The 22,180-nt window shown below is 63.6% G+C and carries 21 protein-coding genes; 10 read left to right on the top strand and 11 right to left on the bottom strand.

Annotated elements, in window-relative coordinates:
* Window positions 1-112: 112 nt before the first annotated feature.
* On the bottom strand, window positions 113-907 hold the full coding sequence (locus tag IF803_RS17890; protein ID WP_411784575.1) for an ImuA family protein: 795 nt from the start codon (window positions 905-907) through the stop codon (window positions 113-115).
* Between the two features lie 254 nt (window positions 908-1,161).
* Here IF803_RS17890 and IF803_RS17885 point away from each other — a divergent pair, with 254 nt between their 5' ends.
* Together IF803_RS17885 and IF803_RS17880 are read left to right on the top strand one after the other, a co-directional pair.
* The gene (locus IF803_RS17885; protein ID WP_461192965.1) at window positions 1,162-2,610 is read left to right on the top strand and encodes a UdgX family uracil-DNA binding protein; all 1,449 of its coding nucleotides are present in this window, start codon (window positions 1,162-1,164) and stop codon (window positions 2,608-2,610) included.
* A 544-nt stretch (window positions 2,611-3,154) separates the two neighbouring features.
* Window positions 3,155-4,777, top strand: a complete 1,623-nt coding sequence (locus IF803_RS17880; RefSeq protein WP_461192964.1) for an inorganic phosphate transporter — start codon at window positions 3,155-3,157, stop codon at window positions 4,775-4,777.
* Window positions 4,778-4,869: 92 nt separating this feature from the next.
* Here the strand turns inward: IF803_RS17880 and IF803_RS17875 are convergent, their stop codons facing one another.
* On the bottom strand, window positions 4,870-5,778 hold the full coding sequence (locus IF803_RS17875; RefSeq protein WP_461192963.1) for a LysR family transcriptional regulator: 909 nt from the start codon (window positions 5,776-5,778) through the stop codon (window positions 4,870-4,872).
* A 136-nt stretch (window positions 5,779-5,914) separates the two neighbouring features.
* On the opposite strand from IF803_RS17875, the gene IF803_RS17870 reads away from it, so the two are divergent.
* On the top strand, window positions 5,915-7,096 hold the full coding sequence (locus tag IF803_RS17870; protein WP_461192962.1) for a cytochrome P450: 1,182 nt from the start codon (window positions 5,915-5,917) through the stop codon (window positions 7,094-7,096).
* A 3-nt stretch (window positions 7,097-7,099) separates the two neighbouring features.
* Here the strand turns inward: IF803_RS17870 and IF803_RS17865 are convergent, their stop codons facing one another.
* Window positions 7,100-8,272, bottom strand: a complete 1,173-nt coding sequence (locus IF803_RS17865) for a M20 aminoacylase family protein (RefSeq protein WP_028331680.1) — start codon at window positions 8,270-8,272, stop codon at window positions 7,100-7,102.
* Window positions 8,273-8,534: 262 nt separating this feature from the next.
* On the opposite strand from IF803_RS17865, the gene IF803_RS17860 reads away from it, so the two are divergent.
* On the top strand, window positions 8,535-8,960 hold the full coding sequence (locus tag IF803_RS17860; protein WP_411784581.1) for a hypothetical protein: 426 nt from the start codon (window positions 8,535-8,537) through the stop codon (window positions 8,958-8,960).
* A gap of 43 nt (window positions 8,961-9,003) precedes the next feature.
* On the opposite strand, the gene IF803_RS17855 is transcribed toward IF803_RS17860, so the two are convergent.
* Both IF803_RS17855 and IF803_RS17850 read right to left on the bottom strand, forming a co-directional pair.
* Entirely contained in the window at window positions 9,004-9,630 is a 627-nt protein-coding gene (locus IF803_RS17855; protein ID WP_461192961.1) for a pyridoxamine 5'-phosphate oxidase family protein, read from the bottom strand.
* 164 nt (window positions 9,631-9,794) lie between these two features.
* On the bottom strand, window positions 9,795-10,565 hold the full coding sequence (locus IF803_RS17850; protein ID WP_461192960.1) for an IclR family transcriptional regulator domain-containing protein: 771 nt from the start codon (window positions 10,563-10,565) through the stop codon (window positions 9,795-9,797).
* A 170-nt stretch (window positions 10,566-10,735) separates the two neighbouring features.
* Between IF803_RS17850 and IF803_RS17845 the strand changes: the two genes are divergently transcribed.
* The 5 genes from IF803_RS17845 (at window position 10,736) to IF803_RS17825 (ending at window position 15,885) form a co-directional block, all read left to right on the top strand.
* The gene (locus IF803_RS17845) at window positions 10,736-11,227 is read left to right on the top strand and encodes a MaoC family dehydratase (RefSeq protein WP_461192959.1); all 492 of its coding nucleotides are present in this window, start codon (window positions 10,736-10,738) and stop codon (window positions 11,225-11,227) included.
* A gap of 11 nt (window positions 11,228-11,238) precedes the next feature.
* Entirely contained in the window at window positions 11,239-11,691 is a 453-nt protein-coding gene (locus IF803_RS17840) for a MaoC family dehydratase (RefSeq protein ID WP_461192958.1), read from the top strand.
* Window positions 11,692-11,948: 257 nt separating this feature from the next.
* Window positions 11,949-13,256, top strand: a complete 1,308-nt coding sequence (locus tag IF803_RS17835; RefSeq protein ID WP_461192957.1) for an MFS transporter — start codon at window positions 11,949-11,951, stop codon at window positions 13,254-13,256.
* A 99-nt stretch (window positions 13,257-13,355) separates the two neighbouring features.
* On the top strand, window positions 13,356-14,975 hold the full coding sequence (locus tag IF803_RS17830) for a GMC family oxidoreductase (protein ID WP_461192956.1): 1,620 nt from the start codon (window positions 13,356-13,358) through the stop codon (window positions 14,973-14,975).
* A gap of 7 nt (window positions 14,976-14,982) precedes the next feature.
* Complete coding sequence (locus tag IF803_RS17825; protein WP_461192955.1) at window positions 14,983-15,885, top strand: alpha/beta fold hydrolase; 903 nt, start codon at window positions 14,983-14,985, stop codon at window positions 15,883-15,885.
* Window positions 15,886-15,911: 26 nt separating this feature from the next.
* On the opposite strand, the gene IF803_RS17820 is transcribed toward IF803_RS17825, so the two are convergent.
* From IF803_RS17820 to IF803_RS17795, 6 genes are all read right to left on the bottom strand, one after another.
* Window positions 15,912-16,346, bottom strand: a complete 435-nt coding sequence (locus IF803_RS17820) for a DUF2721 domain-containing protein (RefSeq protein WP_461192954.1) — start codon at window positions 16,344-16,346, stop codon at window positions 15,912-15,914.
* 201 nt (window positions 16,347-16,547) lie between these two features.
* Window positions 16,548-17,549, bottom strand: a complete 1,002-nt coding sequence (locus IF803_RS17815; RefSeq protein ID WP_461192953.1) for a SphA family protein — start codon at window positions 17,547-17,549, stop codon at window positions 16,548-16,550.
* A gap of 216 nt (window positions 17,550-17,765) precedes the next feature.
* Window positions 17,766-19,199, bottom strand: coding sequence for a DUF1254 domain-containing protein (locus tag IF803_RS17810; RefSeq protein WP_028338670.1), 1,434 nt, complete (start codon window positions 19,197-19,199; stop codon window positions 17,766-17,768).
* Between the two features lie 93 nt (window positions 19,200-19,292).
* Entirely contained in the window at window positions 19,293-19,634 is a 342-nt protein-coding gene (locus IF803_RS17805; protein ID WP_028338671.1) for an HdeA/HdeB family chaperone, read from the bottom strand.
* Window positions 19,635-19,738: 104 nt separating this feature from the next.
* The gene (locus IF803_RS17800; RefSeq protein WP_245288624.1) at window positions 19,739-20,407 is read right to left on the bottom strand and encodes a hypothetical protein; all 669 of its coding nucleotides are present in this window, start codon (window positions 20,405-20,407) and stop codon (window positions 19,739-19,741) included.
* Window positions 20,408-20,513: 106 nt separating this feature from the next.
* Window positions 20,514-20,894 (bottom strand): helix-turn-helix transcriptional regulator, encoded by a 381-nt coding sequence (locus IF803_RS17795; protein WP_461192952.1) that lies wholly within the window; start codon window positions 20,892-20,894, stop codon window positions 20,514-20,516.
* A 214-nt stretch (window positions 20,895-21,108) separates the two neighbouring features.
* Here IF803_RS17795 and IF803_RS17790 point away from each other — a divergent pair, with 214 nt between their 5' ends.
* Window positions 21,109-22,158: an AraC family transcriptional regulator gene (locus IF803_RS17790; RefSeq protein ID WP_461192951.1), complete on the top strand. Its 1,050-nt coding sequence runs from the start codon at window positions 21,109-21,111 to the stop codon at window positions 22,156-22,158.
* Window positions 22,159-22,180 lie beyond the last annotated feature (22 nt).

The following is a 22,180-nucleotide window of genomic DNA, read 5'->3' as shown; positions in this document are numbered from 1 at the left end:
CACATGCCGTTGTGCCAACCGACACACGGGCGGTGGTAGGGCTCCCTCCCCCGCAAGCGGGAGAGGGAGCCCTACCACCGCCCGTGTGTCGGTTGGCACAACGGCATGTGCATCAGCTTGCGAGGCGATGTCCTGCGCGAGCTTGCGCTTGATGCGGTCGATGGGCAGGCGTGGCAGCCACAGGCTGAGAATACGCCGACGGTTCACTGAATTGGCACTCATCACATTTCCATTCCATGATCCATCGCCCGACCGGGCCATGACGATTGCGCACGAGTTCGGCCTCGAAGCGCGGCGTGCCCCACACGCTCGCGGCATTGCCCGGCGGCGAATGCGCCGCGCGCACGATCCAGCGCGTCTCCGCGGTCGAGGGGATCGGAGTTGCCGCGATCCGCAGCACCAGCGCGGTGACGCCGGAGGCTTGCGCGGCCAGGGTCAATTTGCGGCTGGCGACGAGATCGAACTGGCGCGCCTGGCCCCACACCTCGAGCACGACCGCACCGAGCGCATCGCAGGCGAGCGCGTCGGCCGCGGTGCGCAGGCCGCTGTCGACATCGGCGGCACGCACCGTGACCAAGAGGCGCGGATCGAGGCCGAGTTCGGCAAGCCCGCGCATCGACAGCGCGCCGTTTTCGCGATCGGAAAAATCCTGCCGCACCCAGACCAGCGGCTTGCGTGCCGACAGCCGTCCGGCGAGCCCCGCGATGAAGCCGGTCGCCGCGCCGCCCTGATGGCCGGCCGCGAACACCTCGTGCAATGCTGCCGCCGCAAGCCCGCCGCGCAGCATCGCATCGGCGCCGGCATGGCCGAGCGCGATGCGGTTCGGCATCGCCGCATCCGATGGCGCCTCGATGCGCGCGATGCTGCCGCGCAGAGACGCAAGCGTACCCATGCGTGCGCCATTCATTGCGCCGCTCCTTCAACTTGAAAATTTGAGGTCGTCACTGCCTGAACAGAGAACCAGGGACTGGCTCAATTGTTCATGGTATGTTCTAATATAAAGCTAACAGGGCCCGCAGAGTCAATCGGATTGGTGAGCTCATCGATTCATGAGTGGAATCAATGGGATTCAGCAGCCGCCGAACCGCACGGGCCCTGCTCTTCCGCAAGTCAGGCACGCAGGCCCCGAAAATGGCGGCGTGACGGAAACGGAGCAACCGCATGCGCATCATCGTGCTCGACAACGACACCGATTTCGAGGGCTGGCGCAAGGCCGCGCGGCGATTGGCGCTGAACGATGTGAAGCCTGCAGAGGTCACGTGGACCGTACGCCGCAACGACGAATTGTCGTCACCATCCTGCGTGAATGAATTGCCGGATACGCCGCAGGCGCGGTTCAACGTGTCGGCCAAATTCGTCGAGCTCGCAAAGGCCGCGATCCTGCATCGCAGTGACGAACGCTTTGCCCTGCTCTATCGCCTGCTGTGGCGGCTGCGCAGCCGTCACGATCTGCTCGGCGCGACCGATGATCCCGATGTCGCCGAGGTTCACGCGATGGCGCGCGCGGTCTATGTCGATATCGACAGGATGCATGCGCATCTGCGCTTCCGCGAGATCGGCCGCGAGCGGACGGCGCATTACGTCGCCTGGTTCGAGCCGGAGCATCGCATCGTCGAGCTTGCCGCGCCGTTCTTCGCCGGCCGCTTCGCCGACATGCCGTGGTCGATCCTGACCCCCGACGTCTGCGCACATTGGGACGGGCACGCGATCTCGATCACGCCGGGCGTCGCCAAATCCGAAGTGCCGACCGAGGACCGGCTTGAGGAGGCCTGGCGGCGTCACGACAACGGCCGCTTCAATCCCGCACGGCTGAAAGCGATGGAGATGCCGCAAGCCTATTGGAGGAACCTGCCCGAGGACTCGATCATTAAGCCTCTGATCGAAGACGCAATGCGCATGACCAGCGGCCCCTTCATCGCACGCAAGGCGGCCGAGCCGCAGAAGCGGCAGGATACGCCGATGCCCCGCAAGCAAGTTCAAGGCAAGCAGGTTCAAGACAGGCAAGCTCACGACACGATCGCGGCCTTGCGCGAGGAGGCCGCCGATTGCCGCGCCTGCCCGCTGTGGAAAGACGCAACGCAGACCGTGTTCGGCGAGGGACCGCAGAGCGCAACGCTGATGCTGGTCGGCGAGCAGCCCGGCGACAAGGAAGATCTCGCAGGCCACCCCTTCGTCGGACCGGCCGGCCAGATGCTCGATCGCGCGCTGCAGGAAGCGGGCATCGATCGTCGCAAGGTCTATGTCACTAACGCAGTGAAGCACTTCAAATTCGTGCCGCGCGGCAAGATCCGGCTGCACCAGAAGCCGAACACACCGGAGATCCGCGCCTGCCGCCAGTGGTATGAGCGCGAGCTCGCCACCATCAAGCCGGACCTCGTGATGGCGCTCGGCGCCACCGCGGCGCAGAGCGTGCTCGGCAAAATCACGCCGATCAACAAGAACCGCGGCCATCTGATCGACCACGACGGAACCAAGGTGCTCGTCACCGTGCACCCATCCTATCTGTTGCGGCTGCCGGATGAAAAAGCCAAGGCGCTGGAATATCAGCGCTTTATCGACGACCTGAAAATCGCCGCACATCAGTTGCGCAGATCAGCCGATGCAGCTTGAGTTCCGTAAAACCAGCGGAACCGGAGGAACCACATCGCAACGAGAAATTGTTCTAAACGCAGACAAATACCTACAACCTTTAATTGATCCGTGGTAGGGTAGCATGTTCCGCAGGTATCGGGCGTCATGTTCACGCCATGACGTACCCTGAGGCGGGCGCGCTGCGCGGTTTGCTAGCCCCGATCGTGCGGCGCGCCACCTCATCTCGCAATCCTCCTCCCTCATTCGCGATCCTCCCACTCGCAGGCGCCCGCCGAATTCTCCGGCCGCAAGGCCTGCCGGCCCCGCCGGATGCCGGTGTGATGTCATCCGCACATTGTCTCGTCCTGCGAAACGCAGGCCGCAGCTTTCTGTCGCGATCGGCGCCCCCTTGTTGCTGGAGTTTGCCACGAGGCCGCGAAGCCACGTGCGCGCTCAATGCGTTGCACAAAAATTCGGCTCGGTGTCCACCGTCACCGTAAACCGGCTCATCTCGCGGGGCCGGATTTCAATTGCTTGTCATATGCATCGATCAAAATCGGGAGCATTGGGACAGGAGTTTACCATGAGCGATATGGCGTTACCCGGCTCGATCGAGCCCGCCCTAAAGAGGGGTCCGGACCTCGACAAGGGCTTTCATCCTCTCACCGGGGTTATCTATTTGGGCGTGGTCGCGGCCGCGCTGCTGTTCGTTGCCTACAGCATCTATGCCGATGTCGACGCCACCGGCACGCGCATCACTTCGTTCCTGCCGTATATCCTGCTGTTCGTCGCGCTGCTGATCGCGCTCGGCTTCGAATTCGTCAACGGCTTCCATGACACCGCGAACGCGGTCGCCACCGTGATCTACACCCGCTCGCTGCCGGCGCATGTCGCCGTGGTGTGGTCGGGCATGTTCAACCTGATCGGCGTGCTGCTCTCCAGCGGCGCCGTCGCGTTCGGCATCGTCTCGCTGCTTCCGGTCGAGCTGATCCTGCAGGTCGGCAGCAGTGCCGGCTTTGCCATGGTGTTCGCGCTCTTGATCGCCGCCATCATCTGGAATCTCGGCACCTGGTGGCTCGGCCTGCCGGCCTCGAGCTCGCACACCCTGATCGGTTCGATCATGGGCGTCGGCATCACCAACGCGCTGCTGCGCGGCCGTGACGGCACCTCGGGCGTCGACTGGTCGCAGGCGACCAACATCGCGAAGGCGCTGCTGCTGTCGCCGCTGTTCGGCTTCGCGCTCGCCGCCGGCCTGCTCTACCTCCTCAAGATCGCGCTGCAGCGCGCGACGCCGGCGCTGTTCGGCGAACCGGTCGGCGACCAGCCGCCGCCGTGGTGGATCCGCGGCATCCTGATCCTGACCTGCACGCTGGTCAGCTTCTTCCACGGCTCCAACGACGGTCAGAAGGGCATGGGCCTGATCATGCTGATCCTGATCGGCACCGTGCCGACCGCCTATGCGCTGAACCGCGCAATGCCCTCGAGCCAGATCGAGCTGTTCACGGCGCACTCGACCGCGGCCAGCAAGGTCATCGAAGGCAAGGCCGCCGGTTACAACGTGATCGGCAATCCGCGCCCGGCCGTGACCAACTATGTCGCGCAGCACCAGATCAACGAAGGCACCTTTCCGTCGCTTGCGGTGCTGGTGCGCGACATCGGCCAGCAGGTTGCCCAGTATGGATCGCTGGCCAAGTTCCCGGCTGACGCGGTCGGCAACACCCGTAACGACATGTACCTGGCGTCCGAGGCGATCCGTTTCCTGATGAAGGACAAGGAAGCCGAGCTGACCGCTGCCGACATCGCCACGCTGAACGAGTACAAGGGCTCGCTCGATGCCGCGACGAAGTTCATCCCGAGCTGGGTGAAGTTCGCCGTCGCCATCGCGCTCGGTCTCGGCACCATGGTCGGCTGGAAGCGTATCGTCGTCACCGTCGGCGAGAAGATCGGCAAGACCCACCTGACCTACGCGCAGGGCGCCTGCGCCGAGATCACGGCGGCCGCGACGATCGCGGCGGCCGACGGCTACGGCCTGCCGGTCTCGACCACGCACGTGCTGTCGTCAGGCATCGCCGGCACCATGGCCGCCAACGGCTCCGGCCTGCAATGGGCCACGATCCGCAACATCGCGATGGCCTGGGTGCTGACGCTGCCGGCCGCGATGATCATCTCGGGCGTTCTCTACTACGTGTTCTACCACCTGTTCTGACGCCACACGCTTTCGGCGCAGCAACGCGCCGGACAAAAGGCCCGCACTCCGGTGCGGGCCTTTTGCTTTGGACCTGCAGCCCGACTCCTCGCTCAGGCGGCGCAGGCCTTCGCAACCTCGGCCAGCAGGCCGCGCGCCCATTTGTGCAGGCCGGATTTGGCCGTCCTGCCGCCCCAGTACATGTCGATCGAGATCGGCACGCGGAACGGCAGCGCAGCGACATGGAGGCCGCCGCGCATCGCCCGCGCCAGATGATACGGGATGGTCGCGACGAGCCTGGTGCCTGTGATGATGCGCTCCAGACTGTCGTGGTTGGGAAGGCTGACCACCGCCTCGATCTCGATCTTCCTCGCCCTCAGCGCCGCGAGATAAAGCGGCTGCCACTCACCGCTGTGGGTGATGAAGACATGCTCGGCCCTGGCATAGGCCGATAGCGCGATCCGGCCGCGCGCGAGCGGATTGGCCGGATCCATCAGGCAGACATAGTGGTCGGTGAGGGTATGGCGCCGAAAGAAGCTCTCGCCGACGATCCCGACCGGACCGAGCACGATGTCGCACTGGTTCTGCTTGAGATGGACGTCGCCGTGGCCCGCGGCATCGAGCAGGACGAGACGGACCCGCGGCGCGCCGGCACGCAGCCGCGTGCTGAACTGCGGGATCAGGGTCTGGCGTTCGTGATAGTTGCAGGAGATCGTGACGCTGCCCTGCGCCGTCGCCGGATCGAATTCCGCCGGTGAGGCAAGCCCGTCGATCTCGCCGATCATGTCTCGCGCCCAGGCGACCAGCGCAGCGCAGCGTTCGGTCGCCGTCACGCCATTGCCGCTGCGAACGAACAGCGGGTCATGCAGCGCGCCGCGCAGCCGCTCGACCGCATAGCTGATGGTCGACTGGTTGACGTCGAGCCGCTTGGCGGCGGCGGAGAACGACTGCAGGTCATAGACCAGCACGAGGGTCCGCAGAGTCCCGATGTCGATCGGATCGATCGAGGAATTGGCCGCCACGCTGCACCTCCCTGCAATACTGGCGGCCAGCCTAGCATAAGGTCATGGAATATTTCGATGAGCCAGATCGATCCAATCGAATTGAGCGATTGTGTGTCCGGCGCTAGCCTTCTCAAAAAAGCCTCCGGGAGGACCTATGGCCAGCGGCGTACCAGTCGTCACCGACATCGCATATCAGGATCTGCTCGACGACCCCTATCCGATCTTCCGCCGTCTCCGTGAGATCGCGCCGGCGGTCTTCGTCGAGCCCGCGAAGCTGACGCTGGTTACACGCTTCGACGACATCACGCGGATCGAGCGCGATCCCGCGACCTACTCCGCCGACAATCCGACCTCGCTGGTCAACAAGGTGATGGGGCCGACCTTCATGCGCAAGGACGGCGCCGAGCACGCGATCGGCCGCAAGGCGATCGAGCCCTCGTTCCGCCCGGCGACGATCAAGGAGCATTGGGCGCCGCAATTCACCGCGATCGCAGAAAAGCTGATCGATGATTTGTTGGCGACTGAAGAGGCCGATCTGTTCTCCGCCCTTGCCGCGCCGATGGCCTCGCTCAGCCTGATGGCGATGATCGGCTTTCGCAAGATGCCGTGGCAGACCCTCGCCGAGTGGTCGCAGGCGCTGATCGACGGCGCGGGCAATTACGCCGCCGACGCCGAGATCGAGCGCAAGGCGATGCAGGCGAGCGCCGATGTCGATGCCGCGATCGACGCGGTGCTCGACGATCACCGCAGCCAGCCGAATCCTTCGATCCTGTCCTCGATGATCAATGCCGATCCGCCGATGCCGATCGAGGGCATCCGCGCCAACATCAAGGTGATCATCGGCGGCGGCCTGAACGAGCCGCGCGACGCGATCCTGACGCTCGTGCTCGGCCTCCTGGAAAACCCGGCGCAGAAGAACAGCGTGCTGGCGAAGCCCGAACTGTGGCCGGCCGCGCTCGAGGAAGCGGTGCGCTGGATCTCGCCGATCGGCATGTATCCGCGCCGCGTCACCCGCGACGTCGATCTTTCCGGCATCACGCTGCCGCAAGACCTTCAGATCGGCCTTTGCGTCGGCGCCGCGAACCGCGACGGCAGCCGCTTCGCCGAGCCCGACCGCTTCGACGTGACGCGGCCCAAGCAATCGCATCTGGCATTCGGCGCCGGACCGCATTTCTGCGCCGGCACCTGGGTGTCACGGCTCACCGTCGGCAAGATCGTGGCGCCGATGCTGTTCGCGCGCTTGCGCAATCTGCGCCTCCGCGCGGAGGCGCCGCCGGTGGTGCGCGGCTGGGTGTTCCGCGGACCGGTGACGCTGCCGGTGCGATGGGACGCGTGAGCCTCACGCCGCCAGCGCGTTCTCGACGATCTTCACGAAATACGACGTGCCGAAGACGATCGCCTCGTCGTTGAAATTGTAGGCAGGGTGATGCAGGCCGGCGCTGTCGCCGTTGCCGCAGAAGATGAAGGCACCGGGCCGCGCCTCCAGCATATAGGAGAAATCCTCGGCGCCCATCAGCGGCGGCATTTCGTGCACGTTGGATGCGCCCGCGACCTCGCGCGCGATGCGGCTCGCGAATTCGGTCTGCGCCTCATGGTTGACGGTGACCGGGTAGCCGCGCTCATAGGTCAGATCGATCTTGGCGCCGGTCATCTTCGCAACGCCATCCACCACCTCGCGCACGCGCTTCTCGATGAGATCGCGCACCTCGCGGGTCAGCGTGCGCACGGTGCCGCGCAGCTCCGCGGTCTGCGGGATCACGTTGCGGGCGTTGCCGGCGTGGAATTCGCACATCGAGATCACGGCGGAGTCGAGCGGATCGACGGTGCGCGCGACGATCTGCTGCAAGGCGGTGACGAGCTGCGCGCCGACCAGCACGGAATCGATGCACTTGTGCGGCCGCGCGGCATGGCCGCCGAGCCCTTCGATCTTGATGTCGATCGCATCGGTCGCGGCCATGATCGGGCCGGTGCGGATCGCGAACGAGCCGATCGGAATTCCCGGACCGTTGTGCATGCCGTAGACCTGCTCGATGCCGAAGCGGTCCATCAGGCCGTCCTTGATCATCGCGGCGGCGCCCGCGCCGCCCTCCTCGGCCGGCTGGAAGATCACGACCGCGTCGCCGGCGAAATTGCGCGTCTCGGCGAGATAGCGCGCGGCACCGAGCAGCATCGCGGTGTGGCCGTCATGGCCGCAGGCGTGCATCTTCCCCGGCGTCTTCGAGGCGTAAGGCAAATTGGTCTGCTCGTGAATCGGCAGCGCATCCATGTCGGCGCGCAGGCCGATCACCTTGACGTCGCCCTTGGCCGGCCCCTTCTTGCCCTTGATGACCCCGACCACGCCGGTCTTGCCGAGCCCGGTCGCGACCTCGTCGCAGCCGAACTCCCTGAGACGGTCGGCGACGAATGATGCAGTGCGGTGCACATCGTAGAGCAGTTCGGGGTTTTCATGGATGTCGCGGCGCCAGGCCTGGATATCGGGTTGCAGATCGGCGACGCGGTTGACGATGGGCATGGGAGTTCTGGCCTCAGAGGTTGGACGTAAGTCATCTCTAGCATGCAAGAGCCGGTCCACCCAAACAGATGTGGCATGCTCGCGGCTGGGGCCTGCATTCGCAATCGGGATGCGGGCCGTCCCTCGCTGGACTTTGCGCAGACCTCGGGCCTGATATCATCGCATCCGACCAAAGCCTAATAGTGCGGGAAATATCCGGCGCGGATACTACCCCAGGTTTTCCGCACCGAAATCCTCTCGCCTTCCAACAGGGAGCGGCTGCATGACGCCGGATCAGGCGGTGTTGTTTTCCACCATCATCCTGCTGGTGCCGATGGGATATTTTCTGCTGGCGGCGCCGGCGTTCCTGCTTGTGAAGCTCGACGTCCCGCCGGTCACGCGGCTGCTGCGCGGCATGTTCAATGCCTACTTCCTTGTGCTCACTGTCTCGGGCGTGATCGGGACACTCGCCTTTGCCACGGCCGGCCGGTTCGCCGTTGCGCTCGGCATCGCCTTGATCGCGGGGTTCGCGGTGCTGGCGCGGCAATGGTTTCTGCGGCGGCTCGATGCCGAGGCGGACGCGAGAGACGCCGGCGATCCCACCGCCGTGCGGCGGCTGCGCCAGCTGCATTGGGGCGGCATGCTGTGCAACGCGGTGCAGGTGTTCGTTCTGGTCGGCAGCATTCCCTACATGGCGCCGCTGCCCTGAACGCAGTTTGCTCGCTCGTCCGGATGCGGTTCCCGGCTGCCCCCTATGCGTCACGTTTCCGATGCGGATCGTATTTCGAGAGGACGTCCCTGAGGTAGTCCCGGCTTTTCCATTCCGGAGCGGGCGGCTCATACCCGGGTCGAGGCACATACAGATTCGCCGGTACGTCCGCTGAGGCGCCCATCAGGTCCGGAACGTAGCGCGGGCAATTTGGAAAGATCTCGCATTTGACGCGCACGACGACCTTCGCGCCATGATGCCGGGCCAGCGCTTCCGCGCTGTCGTGGATCGTCGCTTTGCCCCGGATGCGCGTGCGAAACGTCTTGCCGTCGAGCCGCACGAACAGTAGCCCGACGTTCGGGTTGCGGTGAATGTTGCCGAGCGTGCGGTACATGTTGTTGCCGTCGTACTCAGGGAATTCAAGCGTATCGGGCCCGGTGATCTTCACGAAGCCGGGATCGCCGGAACGCATCGAGCAATCGACGTTGTCCTGATAGCTGGTCGCGACGAAAAAGAATCGCGTCTCCTCGATGAGCTTGCGGTCCTGTTCCCAGAACTCGAAGTGGAGGCGATGCTTCTCGAGACCGTCGGCGACGCGACGACCGTCGAAGCGGTCCTGCAACTCACGCATTCCGTCGTGGTAGAAAGGGGCGCGGACTGGGTCGGCCACGGCAATCCTCCAGCAAGCTGAGCAATCGATCTGCACGTTGACGTGGCCGCGATTTTCCTTGGCAGTTCACCCGGCCAGCAAGGCGAAAGACTATTCATTCGGCACGGGCGTGAAAAGCCACCCAGGTCCGGAGCGGGTGAAAAGGCGTCGATGACGGCCGTTCCCTACCCTGATGTCAGCATCTGGCTGCGGATCTCCTGCGCGGTGCGGCGCAGCGGCAGCAGGAATTTCTTGCGCGCGCCGGCTTCGCTCACCGTCCCCGAGATCGTGTTGACGCTGAGCGCGGCGACCACCGCGCCCGCGGGATCGCGCAACGGCACCGCGATGCCGCAGATCGCCGGATCGAGCTCGCCATCGACCCAGGCATAGCCGTCGCTCTCGACCCGCGCGAGCAACTCGCCAAGACGCTCCGGATCGGTGACCGTGCGCGGCGTGACCTGCTTGAAGCCCCTGGTCGCGAGATAAGCCTCACGTGTGCCAGGCGGCAGCGCCGCGAGCATGACGCGGCCGAGCGACACCAGATGCGCGGGCAGCCGGCTGCCGACGCCGAGATTGGCCGAGAGGATCCGTCGCGCCGGCAGCCTTAGCGCATAGACGATCTCGTCCTCGTCGAGCACCGCCATCGCGCAGGACTCGCCGATCTCGTTGCGCAGATTTTCCAGCGCGCGCTGCGCATGACCCCAGTATGGCAGCGCGTTGAGATAGGACAGCCCGAGCCCGAGCGCGCGCGGCCGCAGGGTGAAATAGCGTCCGTCGGAGGCGCAATATTTCAGCGCCACCAGGGTCGCGAGGATACGCCGCGCGGTGGCGCGGTTGAGGCCCGCAGTGTCGGCGGCCTCCGCCAGCGTGTGCCGCCCCGGCGGCTTGCCGAGTGCTTCGATGATCGAGAAGCCGCGCGCAATCGCGCGCACGAAGCCGTCACTCTCTTTGCTCATGGCGGGCGCCTGGCTGGTTCCGTCATCGCGCTCACGACATCGCAGCCCGCATGGCTGCCTGCACATGACGCGGCTCTGCGCGCTTGTCAGGGGCTCCCGACCGCGCTAGCGTGAATTCATACAGCGAATGAATCGTTCGCCTGGCGAACTCAATAGCAGGAGGATGCACGATGGCGCAAGCAGAAAGTTCTGCGGCCACCCCGTTCGAAACCGATTTCTGGAAAGACGCGAAGCTGCGCAAGGTGTGGGACGACATCGTCCCCGGCGAACCGCGCAAAACGCTGCCCTACAAGCTCACCCAGGAAGCGATCGCGCTGTACTGCCGTGCGGTCGGCGAGACCAATCCGCTCTATCTGGACGAAGCCGCCGCGAAGGCCGGGCCCTATGGCGGGCTGATCGCGCCGCCCGCGATCCATATCCTGCTGATGTTCGCCTGCACGCCGGCCGACGACTGGATGCGCTCGCCGGGCACCGTCAATGCCGGACAGTCCTGGAGCTACAACATCCCGACCCGCCCCGGCGACACCATCACCCTGCAGGCGCGCGCGCTCGACAAATTCATCAAGCGCGAGCGGCTGTTCGTGGTGCACGACAACGTCTTCTTCAACCAGCATGGCGACGTGATCTGCTCGGGTCGCGGCCAGACCATCCGTCCGATGTAAGGAGGATCACCATGACCACAGCGAATTTCGAATCTCTCAAGGCCGGCGACACCATCGACGGCCCGGCATTCGCGGTTTCGCGCGAATCGATCCGCCTGTTCTGCGATGCGTCGCTCGACTACAACCCGTTGCATCTCGACGACAACTACATGAAGGGCGATTTCGGCAAGACCAATTTCGGCGGCATCATCATGCACGGCATGAACAATTTCGGCCTGATCTCGCGCATGCTGACCGACTGGGCGCTTCCCGCAGGCGCGATCCATCGCAGGCTCGAGACGCGCTGGCTGAAGCCGGTGAAGCCCGGCGACACCATCCGCCCGGCCGGCACCATCAAGGCCAAGCAGGTCACCGCAAAATCGCGCTGGGTCCTGGTCGACGTCGCCGTGCAGAACCAGCGCGGCGAGACGGTCGCGGCCGGCGAAGCGATGCTGGAGTTTCCGCCGAGCGCGAAGGCGGGGTAGCCGCGTATTCGATCGGAGCAACGGGCTCCACTTACCTCGCCCCGCCTGCGGGGAGAGGTCGGAATGCATCGCTAGATGCATTCCGGGTGAGGGGGAGTCTCCGCAAATCCAACTGTCATCGTGCATGTGGAGGCAGCCCCTCACCCCAACCCTCTAAGAGCGAGCTTCGCTCGTCTCGCCCCCGTAAGAACGGGGCGAGGGAGCCTACCGCCGTCGCGGCAATAACGAACATCAAATAATCATTCGAGGAGACTTTCATGCAGGATGCGGCTCATTCGCGGCTCTATGGACGGATCGCCTGGCGCCTGATCCCGTTCCTGCTGGCGTGCTACACGGTTGCGATCATCGATCGCTTCAACATCGGCTTTGCCAAGCTGCAGTTCCTGCACGACCTCAAGATCGACGACGCGGTGTTCGGGCTTGCCGCCGGCGTCTTCTCGGTCGGCTATGTCGCGCTCGAAGTGCCGAGCAATCTGCTGCTGGTCAAGGTCGGCGTCCGCAAGACGCTGCTGCGGATCATGGTGCTGTGGGGCGTCGTCACCATGCTGCTCGCGCTGGTGCAGAACCAGTATCACCTCTATCTGCTGCGCTTCCTGCTCGGCGCCGCCGAGGGCGGGTTCTTCCCGGGCATTTTGTACTATCTGACGCTGTGGTTCCCGGACCGCGTGCGCGGCCGCATGACGAGCTTGTTCGTGATGGCGGTGCCGCTCGGCGGCGTCATCGCGGGTCCGTTGTCGGGCCTGATCATGGATCACATGCAGGGCGTCCACGGCCTGCATGGCTGGCAGTGGCTGTTCATCCTCGAAGGCGGCCCGGCCGTGCTGCTCGGCATCGCCGCCTATTTCTACCTCGCCGACGGACCGCAGGTCGCGAGCTGGCTGAGCGCCGACGAGCGACGGCAGATCGCAAGCGACCTCGCCCGCGACCGCGCCGCCGTTCCCGGCACCACGCGGAGCTTCGCGGCGGCGCTGCGCGAGCCGCGCGTCTATCTGCTCTCCTTCATCTACTTCGCGTTCTTCTGCTCGCTCAACACCATCCTGCTGTGGACGCCGACGCTGCTGAAACGCGTCGGCGTGGCGACCACCACCGAGATCGGCTGGCTGAGCGGCGCGATTTCGGTTGCGTCCGCCATCGGCATGGTGGCGATCGGCTACAGCTCCGACCGCACACGGGAACGGCGCTGGCACGTGGTCTGCTGCGGCCTCGTCGCGGCGGCCTGCTTCATCGCCTTGCAGGCCGCGCAAGGCAGCATCCTCCTGACCGTCACGCTGCTTGCCGTCGCCTCGATCGGCATCTTCGCGATCCTGTCGCTGTTCTGGACGATTCCGAACGCGATGCTGGAGGGCAGCGCCGCGGCCGGCGGCATCGCGCTGATCAGCGCGATCGGCTCGTTCGGCGGCGCGGTCTGCCCTGCCCTGATCGGCTGGATGAATGTCGCAACCGGGAGCATCTACGCACCGCTCGCCCTGGTCGGCACCGTGCTCGGCATCGGCATGCTGACGCTGATCGTCTGCGTCCCCCGCGCGAGACATGAGGTCACACTGGCCGAACCGAGCCGTCCCTGAGCATCCAGCGCACGCCCGGCATCCACTGCCGGGCTTGTGTCGGCCCGCTGCGTCTGACTAATAAGAGCCCAACAAAAGACGCTTGCCGGGAACGAGGACATGCCGCGAAGGCTCGAGGGTGATTTCGACTACATTATCGTCGGCGCAGGCACGGCGGGCTGCATCATGGCCAACCGCCTGTCGGCCGATCCAAAGAAGCGCGTGCTGCTGCTGGAAGCCGGCGGCAAGGACAACTGGATCTGGTTTCATATTCCGGTCGGCTATCTCTTCGCGATCGGCAATCCGCGCTCGGACTGGATGTTCAAGACCGAGGCCGAGCCCGGCCTCAACGGCCGGGCACTCGCCTATCCCCGCGGCAAGGTGATCGGCGGCTCCTCCGCCATCAACGCCATGATCTCGATGCGCGGCCAGGCCGCAGATTACGACCATTGGCGCCAGCTCGGCCTCACCGGCTGGAGCTACAGCGACGTGCTGCCGGCGTTCAAGCGGCTGGAGGATCATTTCCTCGGTGAAAGCGAGCATCACGGTGTCGGCGGCGGCTGGCGCATCGAGGCGCCGCGGCTGTCGTGGCAGATCCTCGACGCGGTCGGCGATGCTGCCGAGGAGATGGGCATCAAGCGCATCGCGGATTTCAATACCGGCGACAATGAAGGCACCAGCTACTTCCACGTCAACCAGAAGCGCGGCCGGCGCTGGTCGTCGGCGCGCGGCTTCCTCAAGCCGGTGCTGAACCGCAGCAATCTGCGGCTCGAGACTGACGTGCTGGTCGACCGCCTGATCGTCGAGAGCGGCCGCGCCGCCGGCGTGCTGTCCCGGCAGGGCAATGAGGTGGTCGAGGCCCGTGCCAGGGGCGAAGTGATCCTCTGCGCCGGCTCGATCGGAACCACGCAGGTGCTGCAGCGCTCCGGCATCGGTCCGTCCGAATGGCTGTCGCCGCTCGGCATCGACATCGTGCTCGACGTGCAGGGCATCGGCCATAATCTGCAGGACCATCTGCAGCAGCGCGCGATCTACAAGGTATCCGGCGTGCGCACGCTGAACGAGACCTATTACAATCTGGTTCGCCGCGGCCTGATGGGCCTCGACTACGCGTTCCGCCGCCGCGGTCCCCTGACCATGGCGCCGTCGCAGCTCGGCATCTTCACGCGCTCGGACGCGACGCGCTCGCGCGCCAACATCCAGTTCCACGTGCAGCCGCTGTCGCTCGACAAGTTCGGCGATCCGCTGCACCGCTTCCCCGCGATCACGGTAAGCGCCTGCAATCTGCAGCCGAGCTCGCGCGGCACGGTGCGGATCCGCTCGACCGCGCCCGACGACAAGCCGTCGATCGCGCCGAATTATCTGTCGACCGACGACGATCGCCAGGTCGCGGCCGACGCAATCCGCACCACGCGCAAACTGATGAAGCAGAAGACGCTGGAGAAATATCATCCCGAGGAATTCCTGCCCGGCCCCTCGGTCGGCGACGACGATGCCTCGCTCGCCAAGGCTGCCGGCGACATCGGCACCACGATCTTCCACCCCGTCGGCACCGCGAAGATGGGAACGGCCAACGATCCGATGGCCGTGGTCGACGAGCGGCTGCGTTTCTACGGCCTGCACGGCCTGCGCATCGCGGACGCCTCCGTGATGCCGACCATCACCTCGGGCAACACCAACACGCCGACGGCGATGATCGCCGAGAAGGCGGCGGCGATGATCCTGCAGGATGCGCGATAGAGCGACGATGAACGCCCCGAAGCGCTTTCTGGTCGGCGATGCCGGCGCACAGGTCGCGGTGGCGCAATGGGGCGAGCCGGCCTCGGACAAGCCGCCGGCGCTGCTGCTGCACGGCACGGGCTTTGTCGCGGAGGTGTGGACCGAGGTCGCAGAGACGCTGGCGGCCGATTACACGGTCTACGCGCTCGACCGCCGCGGCCATGGCCTGAGCCACAAGCCGCCCGCCGATCGCTATCACTTCCAGGATTTTGCCGATGACGTCCGCATGGTGGCGGAGCGTCTCGACCTCCAAGACATCTACGGCATCGGTCACAGTGCCGGCGCAACCGACCTGCTGCTCGCAGCCAGACTGATGCCCGGTCGCTTCGCGCGCCTGCATGTCACGGAGCCGACCGCGATGGACCCCCGCGCGCCGCGCGCCGGCGGCCTCAGCGACATCGCGCGCGGATCCGTGCAAGGCGTGCTGCGGCGCCGGGCCGAATTCGACAGCGCCGACGACCTGTTCCAGCGGCTGCGCGCCGCGCCGGCCTTCGCGCCATGGACCGAACGGTCGCTGTGGGCCTATGTCCATCACGGCTTTGCCCGGCTCGACGACGGCCGCATGCGGCTGCATTGCACGCCGGAAATCGAGTCGGCCCTGCTCGGGCCGATCTTCCAGGCCATGGAGCAAATCTACACCGGCGACGCCCGCGGCAATCCGTTCCCGTGGTTCTCCGACATTGCCTGCCCGGTCTGCATCGCGACCGCCGAGCAGTCATGGCCGATCTATAAGGAGATGGCAGGCCGCGCCGCGGCGCTGATCCCGCATGCGAGCCGATGGACCTTCGACGGCGCCGGCCATTGCGTTGCGCAGGAAGCGCCGGAGCTGATGGTGGCAGCGCTCATGACGTTTGCCGCGCGTACGCGTTAAGGCGCGAGCGTATCAATGCGTTGCGCCTAGCCGTAGTGATCAAGTTCGCTCAGGGCAATTCGGACCTCTCGCGCGAAATCCACCAACGACACGATGAAAGCCACGACGGCAACAATGAAGAGAATGGCAACGCCCCGCTCGTGCTGGATGTGAAGGAACGCACTCACAAAGCCGACGACGATGACAACGCTGATCGAGATGCTTCCGATGATGGACCAGAAGATAGCGCGATTGATCATGGTGGCGCGCCGAGCAAGACGCGGCAGGTCTGCCTTGAGCCGGCATCTCGCCTGATCCTGATCCGAAATTTGGTTCAGGTAAATCGATCTGTCGATGATCCGGTTGAGGCGGGAAATCAGCACAGCGATAAAAGCCGCCAATGCGCCGAGCAGAAATGCGGGCGCAGCCGCTTGAGAAATCACCTGAGAGAGCTGACTGACCGACGGCGTATCCGGCAACATCGACTCGACCTTCGGGTTAGCGCGGCCGAAACCAATCAGCCGGACATTGGCAACCTGGACCCTGCAGCCTGGCCATCACGACTCCGAAGTATCGAACCGGCAACGGCGAAGATTGCCCAGCCGGCGTCCGAACGGCCGCTATCGACGGCCTCTGGCGCGAGTGGCGTGATCTCAGCACAATTGAAGGCACGCACAACACTGCTATTTTGTGACGATCCGTCGGGTCGGCGTCACGGTGCCGGTCGGCGCCATCGGAGAGATCGAGAACGTCAACCAGGTATTCCAGCCGGCCGGGCGATTCTCTGCTGCAAATTCTCCATACCCTTTGAGATTCAGATAGCCCTGCATGTCGCCCACGGGAAACAGGAAGCCGATCTGCGGACCAACGCCCAGCACGCGGGACCGAAAGCCCCCCAGGACAGGGTGCTGGCCGAAATCATCGGTGACCTGCTGATAGGCATATCCAACCAGGCCAACGAAAACCTGCTTTGACAGAAACTGGGAGGCGCCCCAATCCAGATGGAAGTCGATCCCGTTCTGATACTGCGTATCCTGATTCTTGAAATTGTAGGTGAAGCCCCCGACTGCAGAAAATTCATGGCCCGCCTGCGGGTTGAAGTAGGTGTAGCCGCCGCCTGCATCGATGGCGGCGTGACCGATGCCGAGATTGGCGAGGCTGCTCGGACTGTATGCTCCGACCGGAACGTCTCCCGTTACATAGGTCATGAAATTGTGCACCCCGGCGTTCCACTTCAGCGTCGCCTGCGGGTAGAGGTCACCTACCGATGTGATTGAATCGCCGAAGCTGCCGGTGCGCGTTGTCGCCAGCGGACCGACGGCCGCCGTAAGTGTCCCCGCAAGATCTGCGCTGGACCGCCCGAACAGTCCGGTCACGCCGATGGCAAGCTGGCCACCCAGCACCGGCGTCGCGAACGTGTAAGTAGGATTGAGAAGGATGAGATCCGCCTGTGCGTTCAGATGCAGGTTTAGGTCGACGTTTGCCGCGGCAGGGATTCTGCCGACGTGGATTTCCCTGGCGGCCGCGGCATTGCCGAATGCACTTACGCTGGTGTGATAGTAGACCTCCGCCATCGACCAGCCGGGGACCTGCGGGGTCGCAGCGAGACTGCCGAAGCGGCCGGGAAGCCAATATGAAACGCCGCCCTCGTCGGCACGGGCGGCTTCAGAGGAGAATGACGCCATGACCATTGTTATGGCGATGCCGACATCCCTGAGTGTCTTACTTCGCCTGTTTGGTTGCCGCCTCTTCGAAGGATCACGAAGCCGCATGTCACCCACCCCACCGTTGGCGCATCGCAGAACGATCTGTACGGCTCGCTCGAGCGTTCGATTCGCGACCACAAATTGAAGCATGTTGATTCATGCCGGCCCCAGCGGGGCCGGCATGAATCAAGGTTCTCAAGCCCCGACCTTCCTGGCGGCAGGAACCGTCCAGGTGCCGTTGATGATCGAAGGGTCGGTTTCCTGCGGCCAATACATGCGCAGCATGAGTATGAAATCTCCCTCGGGCGCAGGAAGCCAGTTGGATTCCTTGTCCTTGCCGGGCGAATCCTTCTGAATGTAGAGATCGGTCGATCCGTCCGGATTTTCCTTCAGATTTTCCCGCGCACTGATCGAATATCGGTTGAGCGGATTGTTCACGAAGAAATAGCCGCTGTCGTACATCGTGAGCGACCAGAATCCCTCGGCCGGAGGAAGGTGGCCTTTGGGAAACCGCATGACGTACTTGTTCGCACCATTGTACTTGCGATCATCCACATCCTTTTGCGAGGTCGGGTAGACCGCATCCTGCGGGCGGTTGGCGCCAAGCCCGATCGCGGTCACCAGGGCCCGCATCAGATAGTCGGTACCGTAGATGCCGGTTTTCGTCGTGAACGCAAAGCCGTTCTCGTCCTTGACGGCCTTGTTGACCTTGAACTGAAGCATGATCCTGTCGAACGACACCTCCGGGACGCGCTTCAGGAAGTCCGCCTTCAGCTTGGTCTCGTCAAAGTCGCGCCCGGGTACGATGCCGATGCGGGCAAATTTGGCGAGTTGGGCCGCGTCCGCCGCGTATGGCGGGTTGGTTTTCATGAGCTCGCAGAGCAGCTTGAAATACGACACCGCGTCCATGCGATTGACCTGTTCGCGGACAGCCGTCTTCATGTCGATCGACGGATCGACCTTTCCCGGAGGTGGCGTGTACGGCTTGCCATAAGCACTGAGCGGAACGAGCTTGCACTCGTCCTGCAGCTTGTGGACGGCTGCATAGTCCTCCGGCGTTCCGGTGCAATAGATGCGGCCGAGCAGCCACACGAGGTTGGTAGGTGATTTGTACTCCCTCACGCCATCCGGCAGCGTGCCCTTCCAGCCGGGCCCGGTGATGGCATAGGTTTGTGCTCCGGTGCCGGTGGTACGCTTCCCCGGCACCTGGAATACCGTTGTCCAGCCATCCAGCATGGGCATCAGGAAATAGCGCCCCTTCATGTCCGGGATGCTGAGGACCCACGGTTCCTTCCCGACGTCGAAGAAGGACGTGGTGTAGAGCGTGTCCGCGTTGGGTGCGGTGACATCCCGGAACGACGCGTCCGGATATTGGCGCAGCTTGATGATATGGCCCATCGGCCCTCGCGTGCCCACGGGCTCCGCGACGTTGGTGATGATCCTCCGCGTCATCTCCATCGTCACCAACGGATAGCCGAATATGTAGGCGTCGCTCGCGAGCCAGAAGTCCTCCAAGCCCTGACCGACACCCAGGAAAGCTCCCTCCTCGGCGACGGCTGGTCGACCTATCGCCGCTCCGGTGAGCAGACCCATTCCGCCAAGCGCAAGATTGCGACGAGTGATCTCCATTGTTCTCTCCTTGTGTACAAATCGAATGGTCTTCAAAGAATCGTCTGGCTGCCTCGACTGTCGGCCTGCCGTGAAGGGCGTCCGATCCTCCGGTCAGGGCTGCATCCTGATCCCGAGCGCCGCTCTCATATCCTTGAAGACCACTGCGATGGCTTCGATGATGAGCTGGTCAGGATGAGCCTTGCAATGTTGGATCACTTCGTGCTCGGCCTCACGGGACTTCTTGATGTCGAGGTAGTGCTTGCGCGCGAGGCCGTTGTACCAACCGCTGTACCAGGCAGTGAGAAGATCGGCGTCTCCCTGCCACGTTCCGGCGAGTTGCGCGCATGTCAGCTTCTGAACATCCAGATAGCCTTCGGCGTTGGCATAAGCGCTCAGGTCCGTCTGCGCATGCGCCGACTGAATGCTGGCGACGATCAACGATGCTGCAATCATGGCGGTTCGTCCCATGATCCCCCTCCTGTGAGCTCGCGTGTTCGGCTTAGATTGGGCCGACCTTCCCTGTCGGCCGAGCGGCTGTGACGCGACGGTCGCGTTGCTCAGTAACAAGGCGGATACGGATAGTATCCGCACCGCGGGGCGTAATAGGGATAGGCTGCCGCAGCTCCAAGGGCGGCCGCACCCGCGACTGCAGCGCCGCGGTAGTAAGCACCTCGCCAGGCGGTGCGGCGAGCAACGCCGGCAAAAGACAGCGGCGTGAATGGACGACCGATGATGTCGATAAAGATCGACGCCGGTCCATCAGCCCCCGCAAGGTCACCTTCGAGCATATCGACATCGAAAGTCAGCCTGTCGCCTTCGAGCTTGGGCGATTTCAGGACGACGACGGCGTCGGCTACCGATGATCCGTCTTTCCTGAACCCGGACACGGTGGCGTTTGGAGGATCTTTCGCGAAATTGTCACTGCCATTGCCCCAATCCTCGACGATTCGCGACGTAAGATCGTGACCAGCCGCCCTCACGGGCCGATCGGCGAACACGATCGCATTCGGTGAAACCCCCGTCAGCACAAGCTTCCCGTCCTTCAAGCTCGCACCGCGCGAGTTGAGGACGAAGAGCGATGGCACGACTTCCGGCTTTGCCTGACCTATCGACTTCTCAAGCGGTACATGTGGTTTGCTCTCGGGTGCAGACTGGGAAAGCACCTTATGGGGAGCGGCAATTAATCCGGCGACACAAAATACGAACAGAGCTGAGCGAAGGATCATGTTTGTTATTCCTTTGGAAAGCGCAATTTCGGCAATCAGCTTCGCTAAGCATTTCGCGCCAATTCAAATCGCGCGTCTTGCCATTTCGCGCCAATGATCGGAATTGTCATTGCCGAGCGGCGTGAGACCTCTTGCGATGGCTCGCTCGGCTCTGCCTATCGGCAAGTTGCCTGTAGATGATGGGCTGAATTTTCATCAAACGCACGAAAGTACGGCTGAAGCTGCTAGGGTTGCTGTAGCCGACGAATTTCGCGATTTCCGACAGTGGCTTGCCTGAGTCCACGAGCAAGCGACAAGCGATGTTCAAGCGAACTTCCGCAAGCATTTCGCTGTGGCTGGTGCCCATGCGACCAAGGTGACGCTGTAGCGTGCGCGAGCTGATCTTGAGAGCGCGAGCGGTGCTATCAAGGGTTGCGTCACCGTGTCGCAGCGACGCGACAATGACTGCGCGGACCGCCTGGACTGAAGGCAATCGGACAGCTCTCATCGGTTGGGCTGAGGCGTGAAGCCCGTGCTCCTGCAAAGAAACGACGCTCCAAGATAAAGCAGTTTAGGGCATCGATCTGGCCATCAGCCGCCAAAACTTTCGCCAAGCGGAATCGTCGAACGTGTTATTGCACCTGATTGCTCGATAAAGACAACCCAAGAGAGTTCCGGCCTGCTAAGCTGCGATCGCGGCAAAACTTCTTGGGCAGGTAGTAATGACCGTCATTCCGTTGACCCGTTGTCAATTTTTGATTCCATTCGCTGAGCTTCATTCTGAAATAGGCGGCCCTACGGCGGCACTTCTCGCCAGATTTCAACTCCCGACGTCCTTTGAAGAAAAAGCGGATCATTACGTGCCTTTGTTGCCGGCGGTTCGGTTCGCGACGGCCGCTCAGCAAAAGCAGGGCCTGTCGGAAATTGCCTTTCGCGCAGCCCAACGACTTTCGTTAGAACATTTGAGCGAAACCATGCGGGCGCGGGTGCGCCATGCGCCAACCCTATTGGTTGCCCTGCAGCAAATATGCCGGTGGGCGCCGTGCGAAGATACGATCCTTCAACTATGGCTCGAGCCAAGCGGCGAGAGTTTGAAGATTTGCAGCAAGCTTATTGGAACGGAGGGCATTTCTCATCTTGAGATATCCCAGTGGCTTCAGAACATATTCGTCCTGCACATCGTCCGTCAGTTCGCCGGGATGAGTTGGTCTCCGAGAGTGATTGCGTTTGAAGCGATCTATACGCCGAGCCCAGAGGTCCAGTCGCATTGGCCGAACACGCGCTTCATGTCGGGTCAAAAGGCCTCATGGATCGAAGTGCCGGTCGAACTCCTCAGCCTTGCAAATCCCGCAAATGACGTTCGGTCAACGCTGTCCGATCACGCGCCGCAGTCATTCGGAAAGGACGTCGTCAGCGCACTGAAGCTGAGCTTGCCCTCCTACCTGGATCAAGGAGGCCTCACGATCATGCAGGCCGCCGAGATGATGGGAGTGAGCAGCAGGAGTCTGCAGCGGAGGCTTTCGCTTGCTGGTCTGACATATTCGGGTCTGCTCGAGCAGGCGCGCTTCAACAATGCGGCCAAGCTTCTGGGCGGCACCGAAATCAAGATCATCGACGTTGCATTCTCGTCGGGCTATGCCGACCCTGCCCACTTCACGCGGGCTTTCCGCCGGATTTCCGGCTGCACCCCGCGGGAGTTTCGGGAGAGGTCGAGGAACGGACAAGCCACGATCGATCGGCCTGCCGCCCGACCCAATGGCAATCGCGTCTAGGGAAGGTTTTCGCCTTGAACGC

The organism is Bradyrhizobium sp. UFLA06-06 (genome assembly GCF_054820065.1).
This window is presented reverse-complemented; position numbering and strand designations above follow the sequence as displayed.